This window comes from Synechococcus sp. ATX 2A4, from assembly GCF_024346375.1.
Lineage (GTDB): Bacteria > Cyanobacteriota > Cyanobacteriia > PCC-6307 > Cyanobiaceae > MW101C3.
The window spans coordinates 97,738-122,507 of record NZ_JAGQCV010000003.1; the positions used below are offsets into that span (position 1 = coordinate 97,738).

At 64.0% G+C, this 24,770-nt stretch carries 25 protein-coding genes and 1 tRNA gene; 14 read left to right on the plus strand and 12 right to left on the minus strand.

The window, feature by feature from the left end; genetic code table 11:
• The first annotated feature begins 72 nt into the window (after positions 1 to 72).
• The 5 genes from ftsH (at position 73) to KBY97_RS03770 (ending at position 5,298) form a co-directional block, all read left to right on the plus strand.
• The gene (gene ftsH / locus KBY97_RS03750) at positions 73 to 1,971 is read left to right on the plus strand and encodes an ATP-dependent zinc metalloprotease FtsH (protein WP_255145360.1); all 1,899 of its coding nucleotides are present in this window, start codon (positions 73 to 75) and stop codon (positions 1,969 to 1,971) included.
• A gap of 135 nt (positions 1,972 to 2,106) precedes the next feature.
• Positions 2,107 to 3,075, plus strand: a complete 969-nt coding sequence (gene argF / locus KBY97_RS03755) for an ornithine carbamoyltransferase (protein WP_255145361.1) — start codon at positions 2,107 to 2,109, stop codon at positions 3,073 to 3,075.
• 98 nt (positions 3,076 to 3,173) lie between these two features.
• Positions 3,174 to 3,908, plus strand: a complete 735-nt coding sequence (lexA, locus tag KBY97_RS03760; RefSeq protein ID WP_255145362.1) for a transcriptional repressor LexA — start codon at positions 3,174 to 3,176, stop codon at positions 3,906 to 3,908.
• 30 nt (positions 3,909 to 3,938) lie between these two features.
• Positions 3,939 to 4,011: transfer RNA gene (locus KBY97_RS03765), tRNA-Ala, on the plus strand.
• An 810-nt stretch (positions 4,012 to 4,821) separates the two neighbouring features.
• Positions 4,822 to 5,298, plus strand: coding sequence for a nuclear transport factor 2 family protein (locus KBY97_RS03770; RefSeq protein WP_255145363.1), 477 nt, complete (start codon positions 4,822 to 4,824; stop codon positions 5,296 to 5,298).
• Between the two features lie 15 nt (positions 5,299 to 5,313).
• Here the strand turns inward: KBY97_RS03770 and cynS are convergent, their stop codons facing one another.
• The 10 genes from cynS to KBY97_RS03820 all read right to left on the minus strand — a co-directional run bounded on the left by cynS (position 5,314) and on the right by KBY97_RS03820 (position 15,008).
• The gene (cynS, locus tag KBY97_RS03775) at positions 5,314 to 5,760 is read right to left on the minus strand and encodes a cyanase (protein WP_255145364.1); all 447 of its coding nucleotides are present in this window, start codon (positions 5,758 to 5,760) and stop codon (positions 5,314 to 5,316) included.
• 76 nt (positions 5,761 to 5,836) lie between these two features.
• Positions 5,837 to 6,685 carry an ABC transporter ATP-binding protein gene (locus KBY97_RS03780; protein WP_255145365.1) on the minus strand — a complete coding sequence of 283 codons (849 nt, stop codon included), beginning with the start codon at positions 6,683 to 6,685 and terminating at the stop codon, positions 5,837 to 5,839.
• A gap of 37 nt (positions 6,686 to 6,722) precedes the next feature.
• Positions 6,723 to 7,508 (minus strand): ABC transporter permease, encoded by a 786-nt coding sequence (locus tag KBY97_RS03785; RefSeq protein ID WP_255145366.1) that lies wholly within the window; start codon positions 7,506 to 7,508, stop codon positions 6,723 to 6,725.
• 33 nt (positions 7,509 to 7,541) lie between these two features.
• Positions 7,542 to 9,116 (minus strand): ABC transporter substrate-binding protein, encoded by a 1,575-nt coding sequence (locus KBY97_RS03790; RefSeq protein WP_399217215.1) that lies wholly within the window; start codon positions 9,114 to 9,116, stop codon positions 7,542 to 7,544.
• A gap of 392 nt (positions 9,117 to 9,508) precedes the next feature.
• Entirely contained in the window at positions 9,509 to 10,090 is a 582-nt protein-coding gene (locus KBY97_RS03795; RefSeq protein WP_255145367.1) for a hypothetical protein, read from the minus strand.
• A 109-nt stretch (positions 10,091 to 10,199) separates the two neighbouring features.
• Positions 10,200 to 10,493 carry a hypothetical protein gene (locus tag KBY97_RS03800; RefSeq protein ID WP_255145368.1) on the minus strand — a complete coding sequence of 98 codons (294 nt, stop codon included), beginning with the start codon at positions 10,491 to 10,493 and terminating at the stop codon, positions 10,200 to 10,202.
• A 167-nt stretch (positions 10,494 to 10,660) separates the two neighbouring features.
• Entirely contained in the window at positions 10,661 to 11,314 is a 654-nt protein-coding gene (locus KBY97_RS03805; RefSeq protein ID WP_255145369.1) for a DUF2459 domain-containing protein, read from the minus strand.
• 281 nt (positions 11,315 to 11,595) lie between these two features.
• A complete protein-coding gene (locus KBY97_RS03810) occupies positions 11,596 to 12,864 on the minus strand; it encodes an AAA family ATPase (RefSeq protein WP_255145370.1) in 1,269 nt (422 codons plus the stop codon).
• A gap of 285 nt (positions 12,865 to 13,149) precedes the next feature.
• Positions 13,150 to 14,025, minus strand: a complete 876-nt coding sequence (locus tag KBY97_RS03815; RefSeq protein ID WP_255145371.1) for a DUF305 domain-containing protein — start codon at positions 14,023 to 14,025, stop codon at positions 13,150 to 13,152.
• Positions 14,022 to 15,008 (minus strand): YHS domain-containing protein, encoded by a 987-nt coding sequence (locus KBY97_RS03820; protein ID WP_255145372.1) that lies wholly within the window; start codon positions 15,006 to 15,008, stop codon positions 14,022 to 14,024. The genes KBY97_RS03815 and KBY97_RS03820 overlap by 4 nt, the downstream gene beginning before the upstream one ends.
• A 325-nt stretch (positions 15,009 to 15,333) precedes the next feature.
• Between KBY97_RS03820 and KBY97_RS03825 the strand changes: the two genes are divergently transcribed.
• The 6 genes from KBY97_RS03825 to KBY97_RS03850 all read left to right on the plus strand — a co-directional run bounded on the left by KBY97_RS03825 (position 15,334) and on the right by KBY97_RS03850 (position 20,517).
• The gene (locus tag KBY97_RS03825) at positions 15,334 to 16,671 is read left to right on the plus strand and encodes a cytochrome P450 (RefSeq protein ID WP_255145488.1); all 1,338 of its coding nucleotides are present in this window, start codon (positions 15,334 to 15,336) and stop codon (positions 16,669 to 16,671) included.
• A gap of 99 nt (positions 16,672 to 16,770) precedes the next feature.
• On the plus strand, positions 16,771 to 17,049 hold the full coding sequence (locus tag KBY97_RS03830; RefSeq protein WP_255145373.1) for a high light inducible protein: 279 nt from the start codon (positions 16,771 to 16,773) through the stop codon (positions 17,047 to 17,049).
• A gap of 44 nt (positions 17,050 to 17,093) precedes the next feature.
• Entirely contained in the window at positions 17,094 to 17,276 is a 183-nt protein-coding gene (locus tag KBY97_RS03835; protein WP_255145374.1) for a hypothetical protein, read from the plus strand.
• Between the two features lie 283 nt (positions 17,277 to 17,559).
• Complete coding sequence (locus tag KBY97_RS03840; protein ID WP_255145375.1) at positions 17,560 to 18,300, plus strand: methyltransferase domain-containing protein; 741 nt, start codon at positions 17,560 to 17,562, stop codon at positions 18,298 to 18,300.
• A complete protein-coding gene (locus tag KBY97_RS03845) occupies positions 18,293 to 19,429 on the plus strand; it encodes an FAD-dependent oxidoreductase (protein ID WP_255145376.1) in 1,137 nt (378 codons plus the stop codon). The genes KBY97_RS03840 and KBY97_RS03845 overlap by 8 nt, the downstream gene beginning before the upstream one ends.
• A complete protein-coding gene (locus KBY97_RS03850; protein ID WP_255145377.1) occupies positions 19,420 to 20,517 on the plus strand; it encodes a type III polyketide synthase in 1,098 nt (365 codons plus the stop codon). Before KBY97_RS03845 ends, KBY97_RS03850 begins: the two co-directional genes overlap by 10 nt.
• A 175-nt stretch (positions 20,518 to 20,692) precedes the next feature.
• On the opposite strand, the gene KBY97_RS03855 is transcribed toward KBY97_RS03850, so the two are convergent.
• Both KBY97_RS03855 and KBY97_RS03860 read right to left on the minus strand, forming a co-directional pair.
• Positions 20,693 to 21,169, minus strand: a complete 477-nt coding sequence (locus KBY97_RS03855; RefSeq protein ID WP_255145378.1) for a hypothetical protein — start codon at positions 21,167 to 21,169, stop codon at positions 20,693 to 20,695.
• 471 nt (positions 21,170 to 21,640) lie between these two features.
• Positions 21,641 to 22,306 carry a LysR family transcriptional regulator gene (locus tag KBY97_RS03860; RefSeq protein ID WP_255145379.1) on the minus strand — a complete coding sequence of 222 codons (666 nt, stop codon included), beginning with the start codon at positions 22,304 to 22,306 and terminating at the stop codon, positions 21,641 to 21,643.
• Positions 22,307 to 22,487: 181 nt separating this feature from the next.
• Between KBY97_RS03860 and KBY97_RS03865 the strand changes: the two genes are divergently transcribed.
• The 3 genes from KBY97_RS03865 to KBY97_RS03875 all read left to right on the plus strand — a co-directional run bounded on the left by KBY97_RS03865 (position 22,488) and on the right by KBY97_RS03875 (position 24,471).
• Positions 22,488 to 23,030: a hypothetical protein gene (locus KBY97_RS03865; protein WP_255145380.1), complete on the plus strand. Its 543-nt coding sequence runs from the start codon at positions 22,488 to 22,490 to the stop codon at positions 23,028 to 23,030.
• Positions 23,014 to 23,523, plus strand: coding sequence for a hypothetical protein (locus tag KBY97_RS03870; RefSeq protein ID WP_255145381.1), 510 nt, complete (start codon positions 23,014 to 23,016; stop codon positions 23,521 to 23,523). Before KBY97_RS03865 ends, KBY97_RS03870 begins: the two co-directional genes overlap by 17 nt.
• Positions 23,524 to 23,784: 261 nt before the next feature.
• Positions 23,785 to 24,471 carry a hypothetical protein gene (locus KBY97_RS03875; protein WP_255145382.1) on the plus strand — a complete coding sequence of 229 codons (687 nt, stop codon included), beginning with the start codon at positions 23,785 to 23,787 and terminating at the stop codon, positions 24,469 to 24,471.
• Positions 24,472 to 24,770 lie beyond the last annotated feature (299 nt).

The following is a 24,770-nucleotide window of genomic DNA, read 5'->3' on the forward strand; positions in this document are numbered from 1 at the left end:
TTGTCACTCCCCGGGTCGGGGGGCGTTGCCTCAGGAGGGACGCTTAGCTTGTCTTCACTACATCTTCAGGCGATGGCCCTCCGTCAGGACGAGAACAAGCCGAACCGCCGTTTCAGCATCATCAATCTGGTGCTGATCGGCTTCGGCGTGTTGCTGCTGTTCAGCAACTTCCTGCCGAACCCGGCCAACCAGGTGCCGCGCGTTCCCTATTCGCTGTTCATCGACCAGGTCAACGATGGCAATGTCAAGCGCGCTTTCATCACCCAGGACCAGATCCGCTACGAGCTGAGCAACGCCCCTGAGGGGTCGCCGTCGGTGCTGGCCACCACACCGATCTTCGACATGGAACTGCCCCAGCGCCTGGAGCAGAAAGGGGTGGAATTCGCCGCCGCGCCGCCGAAGCGCCCCAGCTTCTTCACCACCTTGCTGAGCTGGGTGGTACCGCCACTGATCTTCATCGTGGTGCTGCAGTTCTTCGCCCGCCGTTCTATGGGCGGTGGCGGCGCCCAGGGCGCGCTCAGCTTCACCAAATCGAAGGCCCGCGTCTACGTGCCGGATGAGGAATCCCGCGTCACCTTCGCCGACGTGGCCGGTGTGGATGAAGCCAAGGCCGAGCTCTCCGAGATCGTCGACTTCCTCAAGACCCCCGAGCGTTACGTGGAGATCGGCGCCCGCATTCCCAAAGGCGTGCTGCTGGTGGGCCCTCCAGGCACCGGCAAAACCCTGCTGGCCAAGGCAGTGGCAGGCGAATCCGGCGTGCCGTTCTTCATCATCTCCGGCTCGGAATTCGTGGAGCTGTTCGTGGGCGCCGGTGCTGCCCGCGTGCGCGACCTGTTCGAGCAGGCCAAGCAGAAAGCACCCTGCATCATCTTCATCGACGAACTCGATGCCATCGGCAAGAGCCGCGGCGGTTCGATGGGCGTGGTGGGCGGCAACGACGAACGGGAGCAGACCCTCAACCAGCTGCTCACCGAAATGGATGGCTTCACCTCCAAGGACAAGCCGGTGATCGTGGTGGGAGCCACCAACCAACCGGAAACGCTGGATGCGGCGCTGCTGCGTCCCGGCCGCTTCGACCGCCAGGTGCTGGTCGACCGCCCCGACCTCTCCGGCCGCAAGACGATCCTGGAGATCTACGCCGACAAGGTGAAGCTGGCGCCTGGCGTCGATCTCGACAAGATCGCCCAGGCCACCAGCGGCTTCGCCGGCGCTGACCTGGCCAACCTGGTGAACGAAGCCGCCCTGCTGGCGGCGCGGGTGATGCGCACCTCGGTGGAACAGGGCGACCTCAACGAAGCGATCGAACGGGTGGTGGCGGGCCTCGAGAAGCGCAGCCGCGTGCTGCAGGACGACGAAAAGCGCGTGGTGGCCTACCACGAAGTGGGCCACGCGATCGTGGGGCACCTGATGCCCGGTGGCGCCAAGGTGGCCAAGATCTCGATCGTGCCGCGCGGCATGTCGGCGCTCGGATACACCCTGCAGCTGCCGCAGGAAGAGCGCTTCTTGAACTCCAAGGAAGACCTCGAAGGCCAGATCGCCACCCTGCTGGGCGGCCGCTCCGCCGAAGAGGTGGTGTTTGGTGAGATCACCACCGGCGCCGCCAACGACCTGCAGCGCGCCACCGACATCGCCGAGCAGATGGTGGGGACCTACGGCATGAGCGACACGCTCGGCCCGCTCGCCTACGACAAGCAAGGCGGCAGCCGTTTCCTCGGCAACGGCGGCAACCCGCGCCGGGTGGTGAGCGATGCCACCGCGGTGGCCATCGATCGCGAGGTGCGCAGCCTGGTCGACCGGGCCCACGAGCGGGCGCTGGCGATCCTCAAAGGAAACCGCGGCCTGCTGGAGGACATCGCCGCCAAGATCCTCGAGAAAGAGGTGATCGAAGGCGACGAGCTCAAGCATCTGCTCTCCTCCAGCGTGATGCCCGAGGACGCGGCCTTCACAGAGCCGGTGCCGGTTCCCGCCTGAGGAGCCCAGCCAGCACCACTTCCAGCCAGCACCACTGAGAGCACCAGAAGCAGCCCGCGTGCCGGCAGCCCGTGGGATCTCCTCCCTTGACGGCAGGGGGGTTGATCTCGCATAAGTGTTCTTTGCCGTGGGCCGATGGCGTTCTCCTTCGCCGCCCTGAACCCGCTCCAAGGCCGCGACCTGCTCTCATCGGCCGACCTGAGCGGGGACCAGACGCTGGAGCTGCTGCAGCTGGCGGCGGCACTCAAGCGCGGTGAGCAGCGCATCGACCTCGGCGGCAAGGTGCTGGGGCTGATCTTTCAGAAGGCCTCCACCCGCACGCGGGTGAGTTTTTCGGTGGCGATGGCCCGCCTGGGCGGCCAGACCCTTGACCTCAACCCGGCCGTCACCCAGGTGGGCCGCGGCGAACCGATCGCCGACACCTCCCGCGTGCTGAGCCGCTACGTGGACGCCCTGGCGATCCGCACCTTCGCCCAGAGCGAGCTGGAGGAGTACGCGCACTGGGCCTCGATTCCGGTGATCAATGCCCTGACCGATCTTGAGCACCCCTGCCAGGCCCTCGCCGACTTCCTGACGCTGCAAGAAGCCTTCAGCGGGAGCAGCGCGGCGGCTGGCCTGGCCGGTCTCACCCTGGCCTACGTGGGTGATGGCAACAACGTGGCCCATTCGCTGCTGCTCTGTGGCGCCCTGCTGGGGGTGAACGTGCGGATCGGCTGTCCGCCGGGCTTTGAGCCATCGCCGCAGGTGCTGGCCCGGGCCCGGGAGCTGGCCGGCCACCGCAGCAGCATCGAGGTGAGCCACGATCCGGTGGCGGCGGTGCGCGGCGCCCATGGTCTTTACACCGATGTATGGGCGTCGATGGGGCAGGAGCAGGAGCAGCGCCAGCGCGAAGCAGCCTTCACCGGCTTCTGCCTCGATGAAAACCTGCTGGCGGAAGCCGACCCGCGGGCGATCGTGCTCCACTGCCTGCCGGCCCACCGGGGTGAGGAGATCAGCGCCGGGGTGATTGAAGGCAGCGCCAGCCGCGTGTTCGACCAAGCCGAGAACCGCCTGCACGTGCAGCAGGCGCTGCTGGCAGCCCTGCTGGGGGGCGTGGCGGGCTGAACCCGGCCGTTGAAGCGCAGCCGGAAAACACGCCAGGGGCTGGACAAGCGCGCCAATCAATGGCACAAATGTACTGACCGACAACTGTGACCTTGCCCATGGTGCCCCGCTCTGCTCCCCTCCGATCAGCCCAGTCCCGATCTGCCCCAGCGCGCGCCCCCTTCGGCGCCCCACTGGCCCTGGCCCCGCTGCCGCTGGGCCCTCTCGGCGCTGGCTGCGACAATGGCGACCAGGGCGAGCTCACCAGCGCCCAGCAGGAGCTCTACGACTGGCTCGCCAGCTACATCGGTGAGCACCGCCACAGCCCCTCGATCCGCCAGATGATGGAGGCCATGGGGCTGCGCTCCCCGGCGCCGATCCAGAGCCGGTTGCGGCATCTGCAGCAGAAGGGCTGGATCACCTGGCAGGAGGGCCAGGCCCGTACCCTGCAGCTGCTGGGCGGCCAGCGTCCAGGGATCCCGGTGCTGGGCTCGGTGGCGGCGGGCGGGCTGGTAGAGCCCTACGACGACAGCCAGGAACGGCTCGACCTGCAGCCCGTGCTCGACACCCGCGGCCTGTTCGCCCTCACCGTGAACGGCGACAGCATGGTGGACGCCCACATCGACCACGGTGATGTGGTGCTGATGGAGCCGGTGGCCGACCCGGCCCGGCTCAAGCCCGGCACGATCGTGGCGGCGCTGGTGCCAGGCAGTGGCACCACCCTCAAACACTTCCAGCGGGTGGGGCGCCAGGTGCGCCTGGAAGCCGCCAACTCGGCCTACGCCCCGATCGTGCTGGACGCCGATGAGGTCACGGTGCAGGGCCGGCTGGTGGCCGTGTGGCGCCAGGTCTGAGGCCCCCGGCATGTAATGTGTCATTCGAAAGGGGCCATAGCTCAGCTGGTAGAGCACCTGCATGGCATGCAGGGGGTCAGCGGTTCGAATCCGCTTGGCTCCATTTCAAGAACCAGTCTTCAACTGGTGAATCTCATCTCTCACCCTCAGGGATAGCTGCAATTCAGCATCTCCAAGGGTGTTTTGTGCGCAGGGTTTGCTCCGTTTCATGAACGGTCAGCAGGGTTCGTCGGGATGAACAAAAGCGGTGAACGTAGGGGCGAACGGAAGGAAAGATGGCAGCTGGCAAGCCTCAACGCCGCCGCCGAAAGCCCCGCGGATTCTCCGGCAGCTGGCGGCCGAACAGCAAGTCCGGCGGCGGCGCTGACTGCCGGCTGCCCCCCTGCGGGGATGGCCTTCAGGCCGTCCTCCGCGCCTACCGGCGCCCGCGGAAGAAGACGAGTTGCTGCTGGTCCGGTGCCTGCAGTTCTTGCAGAACTGCAGGTGGGACATGGGGGAATGATGTGGGGCAGAAGCAATGGTGAGCTGGTGGATCTGCGCGGTTGCGGTGAAAGCTGACACGCACAACCCCCCATGAAACCTGCATCAAGATCTGCTCCACTTCCTCCTTTGGAGGGATCGAGCGAGATGGCGCTGCGGCTTTCCAAGAGAATGCACCAACTTCAGGCCAATCGTGTGAGCAAGTGCTTTCTCGCTCAACTGGTTCTGAATCATTTCAGAAGACCGAAGGCGTTCCGAAGCTCAGACTCACTTCAGAGCCCGTGGATGTTCTGAATCAAGGGACGCGGCATTGCATCTTCTGCTCATCAGCAAAGAGTGCCCCTATCGGCACTATCGGTAGTGCTTGCTACGCAGTGAGATCGTCAGCCCAGTTATATCATAAACGATTAAACTATGTCTTGTTTTGGCTCAGATGTCTGCCCAGAGTGCAAAGCCACCGCTGCCCCCGTTTACCAAAGAAACCGCCATCCAGAAAGCCAGGATGGCGGAGGATGCCTGGAATTCCAGAGACCCCCACAAAGTCTCACTGGCATACACGGAAGACAGCTATTGGCGGAATCGCTCAGAATTCATCCTAGGTCGCGATGAAATCAAAGCATTCCTGCAGCGCAAGTGGGCCAAGGAGAATGGCTATCGCCTGATCAAGGAAGTATGGGCCTGGCACGACAATCGTATTGCTGTCCGATTCCAATATGAGTGGCACGATGAAAGCGGTAAGTGGTATCGGGCCTATGGCAATGAAAACTGGGAATTTAGTGAACAGGGCCTGATGTGTCGGCGTGAGGCCAGCATCAACGATGTTGCGATTGATGATCAGGATCGCAAGTTCCTCTGGCCCCAAGGGCCGAGACCACAAGACCACCCGGGTCTTACAGAACTCGGCCTTTGATTGCCTGGGTTCTGTTTACCACTTCTTGTATGGCAAAAACTTTCCGCACATCGTAACTTTGACCCTGTTACCGCCTGGATCTTCCACCTTGTCCACCTCCATGGTGAAGTCGATGGCACTCATGATGCCATCACCAAATTTTTCCTGGATCACATCTTTGAGCGGAAGCCCATACACCTGCATGATTTCATAGAAGCGATAGATCAGTGGATCAGTCGGTACCTCCGGATCAAGGCAACCCTTCACGGGAGGAATTGTCAGCTCGCTGGCCAGGCTTGGATCCAGATCCAGGCAGGCCAGAAGGATCTGTGCCTCCTCTGGAGAGGCCGTAGCCTGCCCGTAAAGCAGGCTGGCAATCCATACCTCATCGCGTTGGAGAAGTGATTCAAGCTCGGCGAAGCTAACGCCTTTGCGGCGCTTGGCGCTGAGCAGAGTTTGGCTGAGAGGGGTCAGTGGGCTCATGGCGGAAAGGAGCTGGGTGGAATGGGGAGACAGAGAGGTGAAAGCCAGAACGTGGCCTCTGAAGGTTGCCAGAAGACTATGTTTCTTCGATGGCCCTGGTTTCTTTGAGCAAGTGCTCTTCCAGCCGCTGCTTCACGGCCAGGAAGTCGGGATGGGTTTCGATAATGCTCCTCTTCCTTGGGCGAATCCGGGGCAGATTGATCAAATCGCTGATCTTTGCATTCGGTCCCCTCGACATCAAGACGATCTGGTCGGAGAGGAGCAGCGCTTCGTCGATGCTGTGGGTCACCAGGACCACCGTGACGCGCTGCTTTTCCCACAACTGGAGAACTTCCTCCTGGAGATAGCTACGCGTCAGGGCGTCAAGGGCGCCGAAGGGCTCATCCATCAGCAGAATCTTGGGCTTGATCGATAGGGCTCTTGCGATGGCCACGCGTTGCTTCATACCTCCGCTCATTTCCCTGGGATAGCGACCCATCGCCTTGTCGAGATCCACCATTGAAAGATACTCGCGGGCTTGTTCCTTGGCGCTGCCCTTGCTGGTGCTGGGTTGGGCCGACTGAATGGCATAGATGACGTTTTCCAGGGCCGTGAGCCATGGCATCAACACGTAGTTCTGAAAAACAACTCCGCGATCGGGACCAGGGCCGCGGATGCGAATCCCGTCAAGCAGGATCTGGCCAGAGCTGGGTTCATCCAGTCCGGCCATCAGGTTGAGCAAGGTGGACTTGCCACAGCCCGATGGACCGATGATCGAGACAAAGGTGTTGTCTTCAATCCGCAGATTGACATCTTCAAGGGCAATGTAGCCAGCAGTTGAGCGGCGCCCACTCATCGACCTTAGTAGGCTGGGTTCGGGAGTGAAGACCTTGCTGACGTTCTCGATTCTGAGCTGGGCTTCGCGATAGTCTTTGCTGGATGTCATGACGTTCAACAGGGCTGTTTAGATAGGTCTCTGGACATCAGACCTGATAATCAAAGCGTTTCTGCAGTGCCCCGATCAGTTGATCCAAAACAATGCCGGTGAGGCCAATGACGATGATCGCAACGAAAATATTAGGAAGAGAGAGATTGTTCCACTCGTTCCATATGAAATAGCCAATTCCTGAGCCCAACAGCATTTCGGCAGCAACGATCACCAGCCATGCAATTCCCATTGAGATGCGCATTCCCGCCAGGATGTTGGGCATCACCGCAGGAAGCACCACCTTGGTGATTGTGCGCAGCTGGCTGGCACCGAGTGAGCGAGAGACCCGAATGTAGTCTGGATTGATGGTTTGCACGCCAAAGGCCGTGCTGATCAATGTTGGCCAGACACTGGAAATAAAGATCACAAAAATGCCTGTTAGTTCAGAGTCTCTGAAAACGAAAAGACCGATTGGTAGCCAGGCCAATGGCGAAACCGGCTTGAGCAGTTGGATGAAGGGATTGGCGGAACTGCTGGCCAGACGGGAGACCCCGATCAGCAGCCCTAAGGGAACAGCGACGAGAATGGACAAGCCGTAGCCGATCATCACCCTGCGCAAACTGATCAGCAGATTGGTGCCGATCCCCAGATCATTGGGACCGTTGTTGAAGAAGGGATCAGAAAGCCACCATTGCAGTTCCTTGAGGGTCTCGATGGAGCCCGGGAAATTCTTCCCCATCAGTCCCTGCTTGGCCAGGATCTGCCAGATGATCAAGGCGATGATGACGCTCACGATGGAGACGACCAAGCCCATGGGTTTGCTCAGTGAAGACTTGTTCATGGACGCCAGGTGGTCGGAATAGGTTGGGTGGAATCAGAATCCATCGCGCTTCTTCTGTTCTTCAACGTATTCCAACGGTTTTTCGGGATTGAATGTGTCAAAGGCGAGTGTTTCAGTGCGGGATGTTTCCGTCGGCGGATTCAGACCCATGCTTTTCTCAAGTTCCTGTGCTTCTGTGGTGAGGAAGATCGAGGCACTATTACGATCGAAATCACCGGCCTTGATCATGGCGGCGGCCTTGCCAAGATCCCATCGCACAAGCTGGCTTTGAATCCAGTTGGAAAAGCTTTGCCAAGGGAAGGGTTTGAAATCGATCCGGTCGGGCACATCAAAAGTTTGCCCTAATCCATTCTCGAACTTGCCTGTCAATACGGCCTCAACAACTTCAGGTGGCTGATTGAGAAAGGCCCGGCCAGAAATCGCCGCTGCGATTTCCTTGCGATTCTCGGCCTTGCTGGCGTAATTGGCGGCCTCGATAATTGATTTGTTGAGTGCACGGAATGTCTGCGGATGATCCTGAATCCAGGATTCACCTGTTGCGAAGGCGCAGCAGGGATGTCCATCCCACAGATCTTTGGTGAGCAAATGGATGAAACCGGCATCTTCGTACACGGCCCTTTGGTTAAAGGGGTCGGGCATCAACATCGCATCAAGATCACCCGCCACCAGCTGGGCGATGCTGTCCGGCGGCGGTACCGGACGGATCTGAACGTCGGTATCGGGGTTGATGCCGCCATTGGCTAGGTAGTAGCGCAATAGCAGGTTGTGCATCGAGAAGGGGAAGGGCACGCCGATGACGAATCCTTTGAAGTCCTTGGCTTCCTTGACCTTGCCGGCATGGCGTTTGGCGACGGTGATGGCCTGACCGTTGATATTCTGGATGCTTGCCAACTTGACACTGAATGGTGAGGATCCCAGGCCCAGTGTCATGGCGATCGGCATGGGGGCGAGCATGTGATAAGCGTCAAGCTCGCCGGCAATGGCCGAATCGCGCACGGCACCCCAGCTCGGCATCTTCACCACCTTTACACTCAGGCCTTGCTTGGTGTAGAAGCCCAAAGGTTCCGACATGATGATCGGCGTGGCGCAGGTGATGGGGATGAACCCCACCTTCAGCTCTTTCTTCTCAATGCTGGAAGGATCAATGGGTGCTCCTCCTTCGACTTCCTTGTCATCTCGTACACCACAGTTGGCCAGGGTGACCAAAGCTGCTCCTGCAGCCAGGCCTTTCATGAAGTTGCGGCGACCAAATGGGCTGCTAGCACTCACGCGGGAGAAAAAGCTTCCTGCCTGGGGGCCGAAAGCAGCCGCGAAGGCTTGATCAAGTCCGCCCGCTTCGCTGGCAAGGGCCCGCAACAGTTGTTCCTTTTCTGGGTTGCCCTGTGAGGCGTGCCGATAGAAAAGAACTTCGCGAAGTTCGGCTTGACTGATCACATCTGCGATTGGATAAGCCTCACGCCGGATTAATCCCATACGATGAAAGTCTTCCATCAGGATCGCCGGATCCTCAGGATAATCAGCCAGAAATGACTCATGGGAGACGAGCCCCTGTGCGCAGTCGCTGCAGTCACAAACGGCGGGGGTCTGTGTTCCGAGGAGCCGGGCCATGGACGCCTGGCCAGATAGCGTTGAAGGAAAAGATGACATGTCAGGGATGGTCGTGCGTGGAATCGAGGGCTGATTGAGTGTGGGGCGTACGTATGACTAGCACCAACAGAATAGTCCGTGTGGGATTAACTTCTCTTATCGTCTAATTCATTGGTTTGCTCAGTTATTCGCATTGTTCATGCCTCCCGAAAAACTATGTGTATCTGTTGTTACTCATGTCGTCGCCTGAGTGCTTATCTGCATTGGAGATGGCCGTAGGTCCTGCCATTGCCCGGTGTGATCATGGATCGTCCGGTGATGGGACGCTTGGCGTCGGCCACCAGGTCCAGGCGCATTTGCATGGCGATGATTGGGTAGGTGGTCGCCGGCTTGATTGACATCAGGCACAGCCCTTACATGGCGGGTCGAGCAGGCAGGATTCCGGCGCTGGCGGCTGAGACCATCACCGTCGCAACTGACCGACGGGCTGAAAAGGGCAGTGCCGCGCGGCGCCCGAAGCGCATGACGATGTCTGGGCGCCGCCCAGGCAGCCCAACCAAGCTCGCCAGATCGGCGCGCAACCCCGGCACCTCGACCGGCTGGTTGAGAAAGGAGCACTTCAGCCCCAGCGCGGTCGCCTGCAGGGCAAACCGCTGGCAGGCCCGCCCCACCTTCACCCAATGCTCTGGGTTCGCCTCGGCCCCCACGACTACGGCGATCCCGGCGGACGTGGCGATCTGCCGGGCATACCTGTCCGCTTCGGCCTTCACCGTGAAGACCCGATCAAACAGCCAGGGCCCCATCCACTCCGGCAGCGCCGGATTCCCGCTGGCGGCACTGAACAGTCCGTCGCCCGTGCGGAGGGCGACGTTCGGGCTGAACCGCAGCCAGTGCTTCAACTCAGCCACGAAGGCCGGATCGCCGATCTGAGCGGTGTTGCCCGCCAGGATCAGATCGCGGAGCCTCTCCATCTGCGGCCGCTCGGTGACCAGCACCAGATCGCCCCCCGGAACTGTTGTCGCCGAACTCAGCAGGCGCAGATCCGACCTGCTGAGCGTTGACCCGTCGTAATCGGCTCGCGTCGACTGCCGGTGAGGGATCGCCTCAAACAGCGCCCGATCGCCGCCGCTGCCAGTCCCGAAGCGGAAGCATCTGGCCTCCGCCGGCTGGATCGAAGTCGATGGCACCGGCCCGGCCCGCGGCGCCCGCCGCAAGGGCCAGGTTTTCGGCGGCACAGCCCAGCGACACAAACATATGGTGATCGTCGGTCTCCGGTGCTGTGGTGGGTCGCCGGCGCATCGCGGCAACGGCGTCCCCGTAGTCGCCCATCGACCCCATCCCAGCCCTGTTCGCCCAGGCCGCTCCGCCCACAGCCGCGACGGCAGAACCCGCCCCCAACAGAAGCGCCCTTCGCATCACCATTGCAGGTTCCGCTTGGTGAAGAACGGCGGCGCCTTGCGGTGCCACAGGCCTGGATCTTCAACGTACTGTCCGTTTCAACGCTCGACGCACTGACGTGGACCCCAGATCCAGCGCACCGTTACCGGCAGCCGTGGGAGCATCCGTTAGCGCCGCCGAAAGCCCCGTAGATGCTGCGGCAGCTGGCGGCTGAACAGCACGCCCGGCGGTGGGGCGGCGAGGCCGGCGTCGCTGAGCCGTTGCAATGTCCACCAGTTGCAATTGCGGGTCCAGAGGTAGGTGCCGTGGGCGGGGAGGAAACGGGCGGCGCGGCCTGCCGGCAGCGGCAGGGGATCCGGACGGCCGCCGGCGGGGCTGCGGGGCAGCGAACGCTCCAGGCTGGTGAGCAGGGCATGGAGGGTGGGGGCATCCACCTGGCGCTCGTGCACGTGCAGGGCACCCGTGAGCAGCGGCGGCGCGGGGTGGCCGGCGAGGAACAGCGCGGAATCGGTGGGCAGGAACAGGGCGGCCGCCACGGCCTTGGGGTGGCGGTCGCCAGCGGCGTAGTAGCGCCGGTCGCCCCAGGCGATCTCCACAAACGGAGCCGTTTCGGCGCCGGGTGGACCAAGGCGCCAGCCCGGCGGTTGCTCCACCACGATCGCGGAGTGCAACCCCCAGTCGGCCACCAGCACCGCGTAGCGGCCGGGCGGCGGCAGCGGCAGCGGCGCCACCAAGGGAGCACGGGATTCGGGCAGCACGGCCGCGTGCAGCAGCGGCCAGCCCACCAGCGCCAGCAGGATCAGGAGTTCGATTCCAGCCACACCGAGAGCGAACCCGGCGGACAGCGCAACGCGGCCCAGCCGTGCGCGTTGAACCGGAAACCTGGAGGCATGCGGCGCTCACGCCGGAGAGCTGCGGCCAAGCCTAGGCATCGTTTCAGGCGGGATCAGCTGCCAGCCGCCACGGCAACAGATCAAGATCTCTACGGCGCTGTGCCTTCCCTGCAGGCTGTCGCAGCAATTGCTTGTTCAGGGGTATTGACTGGCTTCCACCAACGTCCAATAGCGGACCTCTATTGCCACGTCTACCAATAGCGAGTCATTCAGCCAAGGGCCAGCCGCGTCGCGCCTGTCAGCAGGTACTGAAGCGGATCTCCTCCCCGGCGTGGCAACACGTCGGCGGCGCCGGCACTCACCAGTTGCTGCAACGTCTGGGACACCGAGGGCTGCTTGATCCCCCACAGCGTCACAAGGTCGGCCTGGGTCATCACCGCCTGCACGTCCCGTTCGCCCCAGGCTTCCAACCGTTGCCAGAGGGTGGCGCCGAGGTGGTCCTGCAGCTCCAGCTTGTAGCGCAGGCTCAGTACGAGGGTGAGATCGGCGAGGCCGATCGGCTCGGGGCTCTCACCGTCGCCGGTCAGGCCCAACAGGGCGGTGATGCCGTCTTCCAGCGCCTTGAGCAGGCCGCGAAGATCGCCTCGGAACAACTCGTGCAGCACATCGATCACCGCCGCATGCGCCGGCGCATGCACCGGCAGGTTCGGATCCAGTCGCAGCGATCGATAGCGCGCCCCCAGCAACTGGTGCACCTCGTTCGGCTCCAGGGGTTCGAGCACCACCGGATCGCTGAACACCGAACGCACCTGGGTATGGCTCTGCACCACGAGGCGAACGGCATCGGCGGTACCCACCACAATCAAGTGCAGGCCATCAAGCAGCAGGACCTGGTCACGGATGCTGCGCAACAGATCGGCAGCGCGGGCGGCATCGGCCTCACTGAGGTTTTCAAGATTATTGAGGTGCAGCACCAGACCGGATGCACCCTGCTCCAGCGCAAAGACCAGCAGATCGCGCAGCGCTCTGGGTCCATCCAGCAGCAGGGCGCCGGGGGGCGAGGAAACCGCCTGGGTGTTGGTGCCACCCGCCCCAAAGCCGGCGGCCGAAACCGTGAAGCCACCACCACGCAGACGGATGGTTCGCACCAACTGCTGAGCAGCCTCCACCGCGGGTCCGCTCGCATGGGCACAGGAGGCGAGCACGGCCTCAAAGGCGCCGGCGAGCAATTGGCCGATCAAGTTCTCGCTGGTCAGATCGGCCGTGATCGGGATGATGTCGGCCGAGGTCCAATAGCCGGCGGCCAGGGCGTCAGCCTTGACGGCCTGCACCAGAGTGGTCTTGCCGATGCCGGGCCGCCCCGCCACCGCCTGGCGTGAACTGCGGGAGCCACCGATCGCGCTGAGCAGCCGTTGCCGTTCGGTTTGGCGCCCCACGAACAGGCTGAGCGGTGTGGCCTCCGAGCCCTGGCGCAAGGTGGCCTGGAAGTAGGGGGAGGAGCGGAGGTTGTAGAGCCTCCAGAGATTCGGAAGTGCCATGCAGAGCGGTATCGGCAGCGCCCGGACGCGTACCAATACTGGCAATATATTGGCAATTCTGCCAATATTATCAATTCTTGGGGCTTTTCCGGAGGCCCCTGCCGCACCACAACCGCGAATTGGGACGTGCCAAAGTCACACGGCTTCGCAGAACTGGCCCCTGGATACTGTTTTCCAGCTGGGGTGGCCAGGTTCATCAAGGCGGCCAGATGCAGTGCTCCTCAGTGATTGCCAGCAACTCGGATCAGCGCATGAAGCCATTGTTCGCTCCTGCCCCTGAAGACGTCAGAGCGAGCCGTACCAACTCCTGTACCACTGCCTCATCTGCTCGATCTCCTGGCTCTGCGCCTTCACCATGCCCTGCTGAAGCGTGCGCAGCTGCTGGTGCTGGCCATTGGCCTGGGCCATCGAGGCCATCCTCACGCCCATCTGGTGGTGGGGAATCATCTGCTCGATGAAGGCACGATCAAAGTCCGGGGCCGCTCTCAAGGCGTTGAGATCCGTTCCGCCGCCCATGTGGCCCATCCCCGTGGGGCCGCCCATGTGGCCCATCCCCATCGCACCACCCATGCCCCCATGCCAGCCGAGGCTCGTGCCTTGGCCACGGTTGGGAACGGGTGTGCCGAACCACTGCTGGTAGAAGGCGCGCATTTCGGCATTTTCGCTGGTCTGACTGGCTTTGATGCGCTTGGCCAGTTCGTTGATTTCGGGACGGGTGGTGCGGGTGAGGGCAAGATCGGCCATGGCGATCGCGCCATCATGGTGAGGAATCATCATCACGATGAAGCGCTGATCCATCGACCGGGAGCCCATCATCCCCTGACCCATCATCCCGGCTCCCGGCCCGTACCCCGGTGCGATCGATGGTGTTGTGGACTGCGAAAGTGCTGGGACCCCCAACAACAGAACAATCGCTCCCAGTCCTGCTGTGGCTATGCATCGAAGCGGCGTTACAGGGGAATGGGAGAACGCGATTGTGTGCCTGTTCATCAGCTCTGCTCCTTGGCTTCTGTCTGTGCTCAGCATGGAGACGCCCAGTAAAGTTGGCCACGGCTGCGGGTCATTGCTTGGCGGGATCGGCACCCATGCGTTCAGCACTGGCCAGGTCGCCGGAATCGCGCAGGGCAGCCACAGGCCAGCCACGGCCACCCGCTCCTTCATATCGCAGGGGCCGCCCGGAAGCCACGCAGCAAGGAGGAACTGACAATCACAGACAACGAATTCAGGGCCATGGCCGCCCCGGCAATCATCGGATTGAGCCAGCCGAAGGCGGCGATTGGGATGCCGATGATGTTGTAAAAGAACGCCCAGAACAGGTTCTGACGAATCTTGCGCATCGTCGCCCGCGACAGTCCGATGGCGGTGGCTGGCTGGAGATCCAGCAACTTGCGCACGGCGGCTGAGGAGCGTTGCTTGATCATCTCCTCCATGAATTTGCCCATCAACACAAAGGCAATCACCACCGCCGACACGTCGAAATACACGTCCCGCTCATTGACACCGACCGGCAGCCAGGTGGGCACGAAGACCACCACCACGCTGTAGAAGTAGGCGACGGAGGTGCCGAGGGCAATCCGCACATCCATGTTGAGGGCGCGGCGCTTCAAGGCAGCCCAGGCGCCGGCATAGAACGACCAGCCACCGATGAATTGCACCGGGGTGGCGAGCACAAACAGCCACATCCCCCAGCTCATCCAGGGCAGTGCCGGCAGCGGCACCGACGACATCAAACTGACGCCCGCCGCCAGGGCGATGAACGCCCCAGCCCGCAACATCGCCAGGGCCAACACGCCACCGATCACAAAGCCGCCGCGGCGGCGCATGACGCGCAGTTCGCGGTCGGGATTCCGGAATGTCTGCAGGCAGCTCTGGCTGCAGAAGTAGTAGCTGCGTCCATTCCTTTCTAGCGAAAGTGCTGTGGCCTTCGGAACAACCATCTCGCAGATGGGATCTTTGGCCATTTCACTGGCCTTGCCACCGATCGAGGGCAGTTCGTGGTGGTTGTGGGTGTCTTGGTTGTCTTGGTTGTCGTGACGGTCCTGGCTGCTGCAAGTGCCGGGCTTGACGGATTTGTTGTGGTTGGTGTGGTTGTCGTGCGACCCGTGCGGATCGCTGGGTTTCTGGCTGAGCGCTGTCGGGTTCATCCTGGCCGCTTCAGATCAACGGGGCTTGCTATGGGTGGTCTCAGCAGGATCTCGCGCAACGACCCATCCAGACGCCGTGATTGCGGTGCGCAAACCACGCAGACGCTGGACATCAACCTGCAGCGGATGGGCGGCAGCAGGATCAGGCAATTCCGTCGTCAATCAGCTGGAGGCCCTGAGGCCGCGCGGGTGTGGCTGCTCTGGAGCTGGCAGGTCTGCAGGCGTCGCGCCGCTTTCCGCTGGCTGCCAGCCTGGACACCGCTGTGGATCCGGTCACTTGCCCCTCGATTCCAACGCCCTGCGGCCCATGCCGCGCACCCCGGCCATGGGCGGCGTGCTCGAAACCCTCGCCTTCTTCCGCGACCCTGATTTCTCCCGCTCGCGCTTTGAGCGCTACGGCGATGTGTATGAAACCAGCCTGCTGGGGCAGCGCACCGTGTTCATCCGGGGCGGCCAGGCGATCAGCGACCTGTTCGCCCAGGGGGAGGCGGTCGAGGGCTGGTGGCCCGACAGTGTGCGGGAGCTGCTGGGGCCGTTGTCGCTGGCCAACCGCAACGGAGCCGATCACAAGGCCCGCCGCCGGGTGGTGGGACAGCTGTTCGCCTCCGCCGCCTTGAAGCGCTACAGCCCGGCGATCGTGGCGCTGGTGGAGACGCTCAACCAGGAGCTGCTGGGCGCCCAGGCGCCGCTGGCCCTGGTGCCGAAGCTTCGGCGCTTTGCCTTCAGCGTGATCGCCAGCACGGTGCTGGGGCTCGACGCCGTCGATCGCGAGGCCCTGTTCGTGGATTTCGAGATCTGGTGCCAGGGCCTCTTCTCCCTGCCGTTTTCCCTGCCCGGCAGCCCGTTCGCCCGCGCCCGTCAGGCCCGTAAGCGCCTGTTGCTGCGCCTGGGCGCCGTGCTCCAGAACGCCCAGGCCGCTGCTGCTGCCGGAGCGCCCCCCGCTGCGGGCGGCCTCGATCTGCTGGCTGGAGGCCTCGATGAAGCCGGTCTCCCCCTGGCCGACGACGACGTGGCGGAGCAGTTGCTGCTGTTGCTGTTCGCCGGCTACGAAACCACCGCCTCCTCGCTCAGTTGCCTGCTGTTGACCCTGCTGCAGCATCCAAAGGAGCTGGCCTGGCTGCAGGAAGAACTCGACGGCTTGCCTTGGCCACCTGCAGCTGCAGAAGCCGTGAGCGCCTACGACGCCCTGCGGGCACCGCGGCTGGATGCGGTGGTGAAGGAGGTGATGCGGCTGACCCCGCCGGTGGGGGGCTTCTTCCGCCGCACCCGGGAGCCCATTGCCTTGGCGGGTGTGCTGGTAGCGGCGGAGCGGGTGGTGCAGGTGAGCATCAGCGCCAGCCAGCGCCACGGCGCTGACCCTGAGGATCTGGCGGCCTTTCGGCCCCAACGGCATCTGGAGGGAGACGAAACAGTGACCCTGCTGCCCTTTGGCGGCGGTGAACGGGTGTGCCTGGGCAAGGCGCTGGCGGAGCTGGAAATTCGGCTGCTGGCGGTGGGGCTGCTCAAGCAGCTGGGCCTTGCCTTGGAGCCCGATCAAGACCTCACGCTCGTGGTCATCCCCAGCCCCACCCCAAAGCAGGGCCTGCTGGTGCGCGCCAGCCGCCGGGGAGCGGCAGGCCAAGCCAAGGCTGGGCCGCCAGACGCGCCAGAAGCTCAGGCTTGACTGGTACAGCCCTGAGCACCCCGCCGCGGCCCAAAAGCCGCATCTGTTCAAATTCCGCAACAGTCTGTTACAGTTCTCTCATCACTCCCGAGAGCCCCCATGGCCCAAGCCACCGCCACTGCCCCCACCTCCACCACCGCCCTTGACCGTGCCTCCATCCGCGGCGCCACCGTCACCACCGAAGACGGCGGCCGCCTCAATGCGTTTGCCACCGAGCCCCGCATGGAAGTGGTGAGTGCCGAGAGCGGCTGGGGCTTCCACGAGCGCGCCGAGAAGCTCAACGGCCGCATGGCCATGCTCGGTTTCGTTGCCCTGCTGGCCACCGAATTCGCCCTGGGCGGCGAGGCCTTCACCCGCGGTCTGCTCGGCATCGGTTGAGCCCACGGCCGCGATTTGCTTCTCACACTCCAACAGGTATTCCCATGAGCCAATCCCTTTCGGTCAGCAGAGAGTTCTTCGTAGAAGCCCACTCACGCGCGATTGACAACTGCACAGAGCTGGAAGACCTGCGCAAGGTTTCCAAAACGCTCTTGAAGGCCTGGCAGATCCAAGCGATGTTCAGCGAGCATTACGGCGCCCAAGCGCTCGGAATCAAGCGCCCCTGAGCGTCTGAGCCTGAGGGTGGCGTGCATCGCCTCCAACCTTCACGGACCTCTGCACGAGATTTGCTCGGGCAGAGGTTTTTTCTTGGCGCAAAACTACTTGGCGCTGAGCCACTTATCGCTGAGCGGCTTGGCCCTGAACCGCCTGGCAGCGAGCCAAACGAAGCCCACCATCCGAAGCCCACCACCTGAAGGCAGCAGCGGTGAGGCCCAACCCCAGCCCTGCCCCCCTGTCCGCCCGGCGCCGCCATCATTCGTGGATGCTCTGTCAGGACAACCCGAGGCGATGCCGAGCCTGAACTCCCTGCGCCGCAGGGAACGGATTCCTGAAGTGATGGATCAGCCGGGGATCGATCCGGGCGACCACGCCCAGGCCCTGGCGGGGCTGCGGCGCATCAATGCCCTGAGCCGTTGCTCCGCCGGTCTGTTCGCGCCGATCCAGGCGCTGGCGTCACGTCAGCCAGGCCAGCCGTTGCGGGTGCTCGACCTGGCCTGCGGCGGCGGCGACACCGTGATCGATCTGGCCCTGCTGGCGGGGCGCAGCAACGTTCCGCTGATCGTGGAGGGCTGTGACATCAGCGCCAGCGCTGTGGCGATCGCCCGCGCCAATGCCGAACGCCGCGGCGCCACGGCGCGCTTTTTTCAGGCCGATGCCCTGGGGGATCCCATGCCCTCCGGCCCGGACGGAGCCGCGCCAGCTGGCTATGACGTGGTGGTCACCTCCCTGTTCCTGCACCACCTGGGCGACCATGACGCCGAGGTGGTGCTGGCCCTGATGGCCCGCCGGGCCCGCCACCTCGTGCTCGTCAACGACCTGATCCGCAGCCCCCTCGGTTACGCCCTGGCCTGGGCCGGCACCCGGCTGCTCAGCCGCTCCTGGATCGTCCACACCGATGGGCCGCTGTCGGTGCAAGGGGCCTTCCAGCTCGCAGAGGTGGCGGCCATGGCCGATCGGGCCGGGCTGGCCGGCGCCAGGATCCAGCGCTGCTGGCCGGAGCGTTACCTGCTGAGCTGGTCCCGTGGTTGAACCGCAGCCGGGCGAGCCCTGGGACGTGCTGGTGATCGGGGCCGGGCCCGCCGGTGCCCTGGCCAGCCTGGATCTGGCCCGCCGCGGCCTGAAGGTGCTGCTGGTGGAGAAGCGCAGCTTTCCGCGCTGGAAAGTGTGCGGCTCCTGCTTCAACGCCCAGGCCCAGGTGGCCCTCGCCGCCGTGGGCCAGGGCCACCTGCTCGAAAGTCTGGGCGGGCGGCCCTTGCGGCGGCTGCGGCTCGGCCTGGGCGGCCGGGAAACCACCTGCGCTCTGCCGCCGGGGCGGGCCCTCTCCCGCAGCCGCTTCGATCAGGCGCTGGTGGAGGCGGCCGTCAGCGCCGGCGCTGTGTTCCGCCCGCTCACCACGGCGCAGCTGGATGCCGCTGCGCCCCACCCCTGCACCCGCACCCGCAGTGTCTGCCTGCGCCAGGGACAGCAGCAGGAGCTGGTGCAGGCGGCCGTGGTGCTGGTGGCGGCCGGGCTCGCCAACCGCAGCCTGGAGCAGGAGCCCTCCGCCCACACCCGCATCAGCCCCCGCTCCCGGCTGGGGGCCGGCTGCGTGCTGGCGGGTGCCCACAGCCACTGGGAGGAGGGCACCATTCACATGGCGGTGGGCCGGCAGGGATACGTGGGCCTGGTGCAGGTGGAAGACGGCAGCCTCAACCTGGCGGCGGCCTTCGATCGCGCCCTCCTTCAGGAGTGTGGGGGTGCTGCGGCGGCAGCCGGGCAGGTGCTGGCGGAAGCGGGTTTTCCGGCCATCCCCGAGCTGGCGGAGGCCGATTGGCAAAGCACGCCGGCCCTCAGCCGCCGCACCACCCCGCTGGCGGGCCATCGCTTCCTGGTGCTCGGCGATGCGGCCGGCTACGTGGAACCCTTCACCGGCGAAGGCATGGGCTGGGCCCTCGCCGCCGCCGCCGCCGCCACGCCACTGGTGATGGAGGGCACCCGCAGCTGGCAGCCGGCGATTGAGCGCCGTTGGCGCCAGCTGCACCGGCAACGGATCGGCCGCCGGCAGCTGCTCTGCCGCGGCCTGGCCCTGGCGCTGCGCCATCCCACCAGCAGCCGGGGCCTGTTCTGGGCAGCGTCCCATCTGCCCTCCCTGCCGCAACGGCTGCTGCGATGCCCCTGACGATCCTCGGCATTGGCACGGCCGTTCCCCGCCACCGGATCAGCCCGGTGGAATCGGCGGCGATGGCCGCGCGCATCTCCGCCTCCACCCCGGAGCGGGCGGCCCTGCTGGCGCGCATCCAGCGGCGCTCCGGAGTGAACCTCCGCCACAGCGTGCTGCTGGAGTCGGCCGATCACGAGGCCGGCATCGATGGCCGCATGCCCTTCTATGGCGAGAACAGCCCCTCCACCGGCGCGCGGATCCGGGCTTTCGAAACCCATGCCGAACCCCTGGCACTGGAGGCGGCACACCGGGCCCTGGCGGATGCCGGCCTGGCGCCGGAGCGCATCACCCACCTGATCACGGTGAGCTGCACGGGGTTCCAGGCGCCGGGCTTCGACCTGGCCCTGATGGCCCAGCTGCCCCTCCACCCCGACGTGGAGCGCACCCATGTGGGCTTCATGGGCTGCCACGGCGCGCTGAATGGTCTGCGGGTGGCGCGGGCCTTCGTGGAAGCCGATCCAAACGCCTGCGTGCTGCTCTGCGCCGTGGAGCTCTGCAGCCTGCACATGCACTACGGCTGGGATGCGGAGAAGGTGGTGGCCAACGCCCTCTTCGCCGACGGGGCCGGCGCGCTGGTGGCCACGGGCGCTGCTGGAGCGGCAGGGGCCGCCGCTGACACCCCAGCGCTGCAGGTGCTGGCCTCCGGCTCCACGCTGATTCCGGGCAGCAGCGATCTGATGTCGTGGACCATCGCCGATCACGGCTTCGAGATGACCCTCTCCGCCAAGGTGCCGGCAGCCGTGGCCGCCCACCTGCGCCCCTGGCTGGAGCGCTGGCTCGGCGCCCGGGGGGAAAGCCTGCCCGCGATCGGATCCTGGGCCCTGCACCCCGGCGGGCCGCGCATCCTGACGGCGGTCGCCACGGCGGTGGAGCTGGAGCCCAGCCAGATCGAGCCTTCGGCCGCTGTGCTGCGTCAGTTCGGCAACATGTCGTCGGCCACGATCCTGTTCATCCTCGAGCGGCTGCGCCAAAGCAACGCTCCGCGGCCCTGGGTGGCCCTGGCCTTCGGGCCTGGCCTCACCGTGGAAGCCAGCCTGCTGGGCTGAATCCCAGGGCCCTGCGGCTGGGGGCGCCGGGTTCTGGCCGCACCGGGGCAGGCAGCAACGGCCCGCCCAGCCGTGCGCGTTGGTGCGGATCAGCTCGCGCCGGTGCTCGGTGATGTCCCCACAACTGGCATGGGGGTGCCGGTGGACATCCACTTCCAGCCCTCACTGCCGTTGCTCAGCAGCACCGCCAGGCTGCCGGGATGGGCGGGGGTGCCGCGTCGGGTCCAGCCGATGCAGCTGGGGTGAAGAAGGCCTTGGCTTCGATCCGCCACACCGCTTTGAAGCCGCGCTCGTGGCTGTTGTCATCGACGGCATCGAAATGCCACCAATGCCACTGCATGGCGGAAGAAGCGCCGGCGCGGACGGGGTAGCTGTCGTGGGTCCAGCTGCGGATCGGCCCCTGCCCACCGATCGGCTGGAAGCGGTTCTGGGGGTCGTAGGGGGTGGCGTTGAAGGCTTCCTCGGCATCGGCGCCGATCAGATGGTTGAACACCGCATCGGCGTACACCTGCTGCAGGCCGGCGGCAGCCAGCGCGGAAGCCTGCTGCGCCAGCCGTCGCCAATGGCCCCCATCGGCAGGGGTGTAGCAGTGAAGGGCCTGCATCAGCACGCCGTTGATCTCTGCGGGCACGAAGCTGGAGGAGAACGTCATGCGCAAATAGCGGCGGAACAGACGAGCGGCACGGAAGAGCGACGTTGCGGGGAAGGCGGGGCTCTGCAGGCCACCGCAACGCGATCACCAGAAACGTCGGCCGCAGCATGAAGGACCCCAGAACCAAAGGCCACAACATGATTGGGCGCCGCACCATCGGCAGCAGGGAGTGGCGCGGCAGGGGGACAGGAAGCTCGGCTCCGGTGGTGAGGTTGTTGCTGGAGAAGAGTCCTCAGTGGTGACACCACTTTCTGGAACTGAACAATCGAGTCTTCACCTCGCGATCAACAAATGGCAACGCAACGTTGGTTGTGGTGCCATCTCCCAAGCAGACAAGAACTGATCCGAAGGTGACAAAGGCTGCGTCGAGAGGATTGCCGGTTTGAAGATCTCCAGCTGGTCCGGACGCTGCGCCCGATCGGGCCGATGGGAGGTGGAGCGCGGTTCGTTGCCTGCCCACCGAGATCAAGCTCAGCGCAGCGCCCGGCCAGCGAAACGGCCAACACCGGAGCCAACCCAGGGGCCAGTGTTCTGCAGCCGCTCCGCCACCGACAGGATCGGGGCGTGGCGACGGCAGAGCAAGCGCAGGGGCCGCCGATGCGGCAGGGCGAGAACCACCGCCACCGCCGATGGGCAGGGGCCCCACGCCGGATCGCCGGCGGGCCCGTCGAAGCCCGCAGGAGCGGCCGTGTCGTCGAGCACGAGGCCATCGAGCAGCTGATGCTTCACCAGCTCCCACCAGTTGACGGGCGGGTGGTGGCTCAACTCCACCGCCTGCAGCTGGGGCAGGGCGGCCAGGGCCGTCTCCAGGCCGCGCCGGCAACCCACCCGCAGCAGCCCGGCCTGCCAGCGGTGCTTGTTGAGCGCCTGGCGCAACAGGCGCAGGTAAGGGCCATCGCCAAAGCGCAGGCCGGGGTCCTTGCTGGAGCGCCGCGACAGGTCCAGATCCCTGGCGATGCTCTGGTAACGGCGGCTCACGGTGGGCTGGGAGAGATGCAGCACGGCGGCGGCGCGGGTGGCTGAGCCGCAGATCTCCAGCATGTCGATCAGTTCCACATCCCGCAGCGCCTGCGGCACCACATAGCGGGCGGGTGTGGGGTTGGGGCTGTCCACAGGGGCTGGTTCGGCGGTGGACACCAGCGTGTGGGGAAGTGACCGATCGCGAATGGATCTTCCTGCGAAAGACCGCCGCAGGTGGTGGTGAACCTTGCTGGCAATGATCTGGCTTGGATGGGGATGGGCAAAGGCTGCAAAGCCACGCAGGCGCAGTCCACCAACCAACATCCCGCCCTAATCTCGCGTTTTGAACCCGCCACCCATGGCCACGGCAGGCCGAAGCCGCAACGCAGCAGCCATTGCTCAGCCCGCCGACATCAGCAGGACCGCCGCTTCACGTTTCCCGCTGGTGCACAAGTTGATCCACTTTGCGGATCTGCGTAACTTCTACAAAGACATGCGGGAGGCGCTCAAATCCGCCAACCGCCGCGCCGGCGCTCAGCAGGGGCTGGTCACCAAGGCCCGCAAGAAGATCGAGGCACTGCAGCAGGAGCTGGCGGCGGTGGAGCAGGAGCGGCTGGAGTTGCTGGCCTATCGCGACCGCGCGGAGCAGGAAGCCAGCCAACTGGCCGAATTGATGCCGCGCTTCAAGAACCGCCTGCTTCAGGTGCAGCAGATCGAGCAGGCGCTCGCCAATCTGGCCGATGTGAAAGAAGCGGTGGATCAGCAGGATCGCCATGTCGGCGTGCCCACCGAGCAATCGATGCAGGATCTCAAGCGCGCCGTGGAAAACCTGCTGGAGCGGGCTGATGCTGTCGATTTCTTCGAAGACGAACCAGAGAACAACCATGACGATCAACGCTGATTCAAGGCGTTCGAGCACGCCGATCAGCGATGGCCTTGCCTCCGACCTTCAGGCGCTCGGCTCACTGCTCGGCAGCCACATGCGCGGCCTCGATGAGCATCTGGGCCGGCAGCACGAACGCCTGGCGTTGCGCGAACACCAGCTGCTGGAGGAAAGCCGCGAGCTGCTGCCTCCAGCAGCCGTGAACCTGGAGGCGCTCAGCAAAGAAGAGCTGCAGGCCCTCTGCCGCCAGCACAAGCTCAAGGGCTGGTCAAAATTACGGCGTGGGCCACTGATTGTTTTTGTGGAGAGCGCGCTCTTTCCTTCTCAGGCAGCCACCGAACCCACCGGCCCAGCGCCAGCCGCACACCCCGCCTTGAACCCCACCGACGCCTCCCGCAGCGAACGGCTGCTGTTGCTGCTGCTTGAGCATCTGGCCGTTTCACCGCAGCGCATCGCCGAAGCCTGGGAGGGCCCTCAGCAGGCCGGTTTCGGCGGTCAAGCCGGTACCTGACCGTACGGAGCAGGGATTTCGATTGGGGATTTTCGTCCAACACCCATGGCCGGGAAAACGAACGCAACAGGCCCAGATCTTCCAACCTGACCTTAAGAGTGGCAGCGCACAAACCTTCGAGAGGCCTTCGAGAGGCCTGTGAGAACCCTGCGAAAACCCTGCGGCTACGGCGTTGCCGTGGAGGGAGCGCCAGGTTGGTGCCCCATGCTACTGAAGAAAGCATGAGACCCTGCTAAGAACGTGCTGTATTCAGAAAGGCCGATGAAAGTCTTTTCAATGCTTTCGGTCGCAACCGTTGGCCTTGGCGTTACTTTTGTGTATGCATCTAGCGCCCATGCGTTGCTGATCAACGGAGACTTCAGCTTGGGCCTAACTGGCTGGACACCCTATACAACAGCCAATGGCGTGATCGGAATGCCTGCAGTCACCAGCTTTGATGTGACGGGCCTAGGCGCAAGCCCTGCAGCAAGGCTACAGGTAGGCCAAGAAGTTTTCAGCCCTGGCCTACAAAGCGGTGGAGGCCTGTCCCAGACATTTACCGGACCAGAAGGAGATTACTCCTTCACTTATGACTTTGCTTCTCTATCCAGTGAGGGAAATAGCTCGGGCGGCCTATTTTCCTTGATTTTCAACGGCACTGTCCTGGATTCTTTTGATACTGCACTTGTTTCAGCCAACACGCCTGTTAGGGGGTCGTTGAGTGGTTTTCTGGCAGGAGTTGAAGCAGGAACCCATGAAATCAGAATCCAGTCAACACGACCTTTTACAGTAGATCCTGATATTGCTGAGCTCTTTCCGGTTCAGTACTTTGACAATGTAGTTGCAACTGCAACCCATGTTCCCGGCCCCCTGCCGCTCCTCGGTGTTGGTGCCGCCTTCGGGTTTAGCCGCAAGCTGAGGAAGCGCATCAAGGGCAGCAAGCTTCCCGTCGAGAGCACGATCAACTGAGCCGAAGATTACCCTTGCCCTAACTGTATGGGCGGGTGATTGTTTGAGCTGGCGGGGCCTATTCCATATGTGTTGTCCCTGGGATATGCGAGCAGAGTCGCTGAGACCAATCCAGAATTGGATCCACCGAAGCGGTCTAGCTGGTGCTAAAGCTGATCCACTTTGCGGATCTGCGCAACGTCTACGTCAGGGGTGGGAAAGGCTCAGCAAAGAAGAGTTGCAGGCCCTCTGCCGCCAGCACAAGCTCATGGGCTTGTCAAAGCTGCGGCGTGAGCCGCTGATCGCCTTTGTGGGCACCT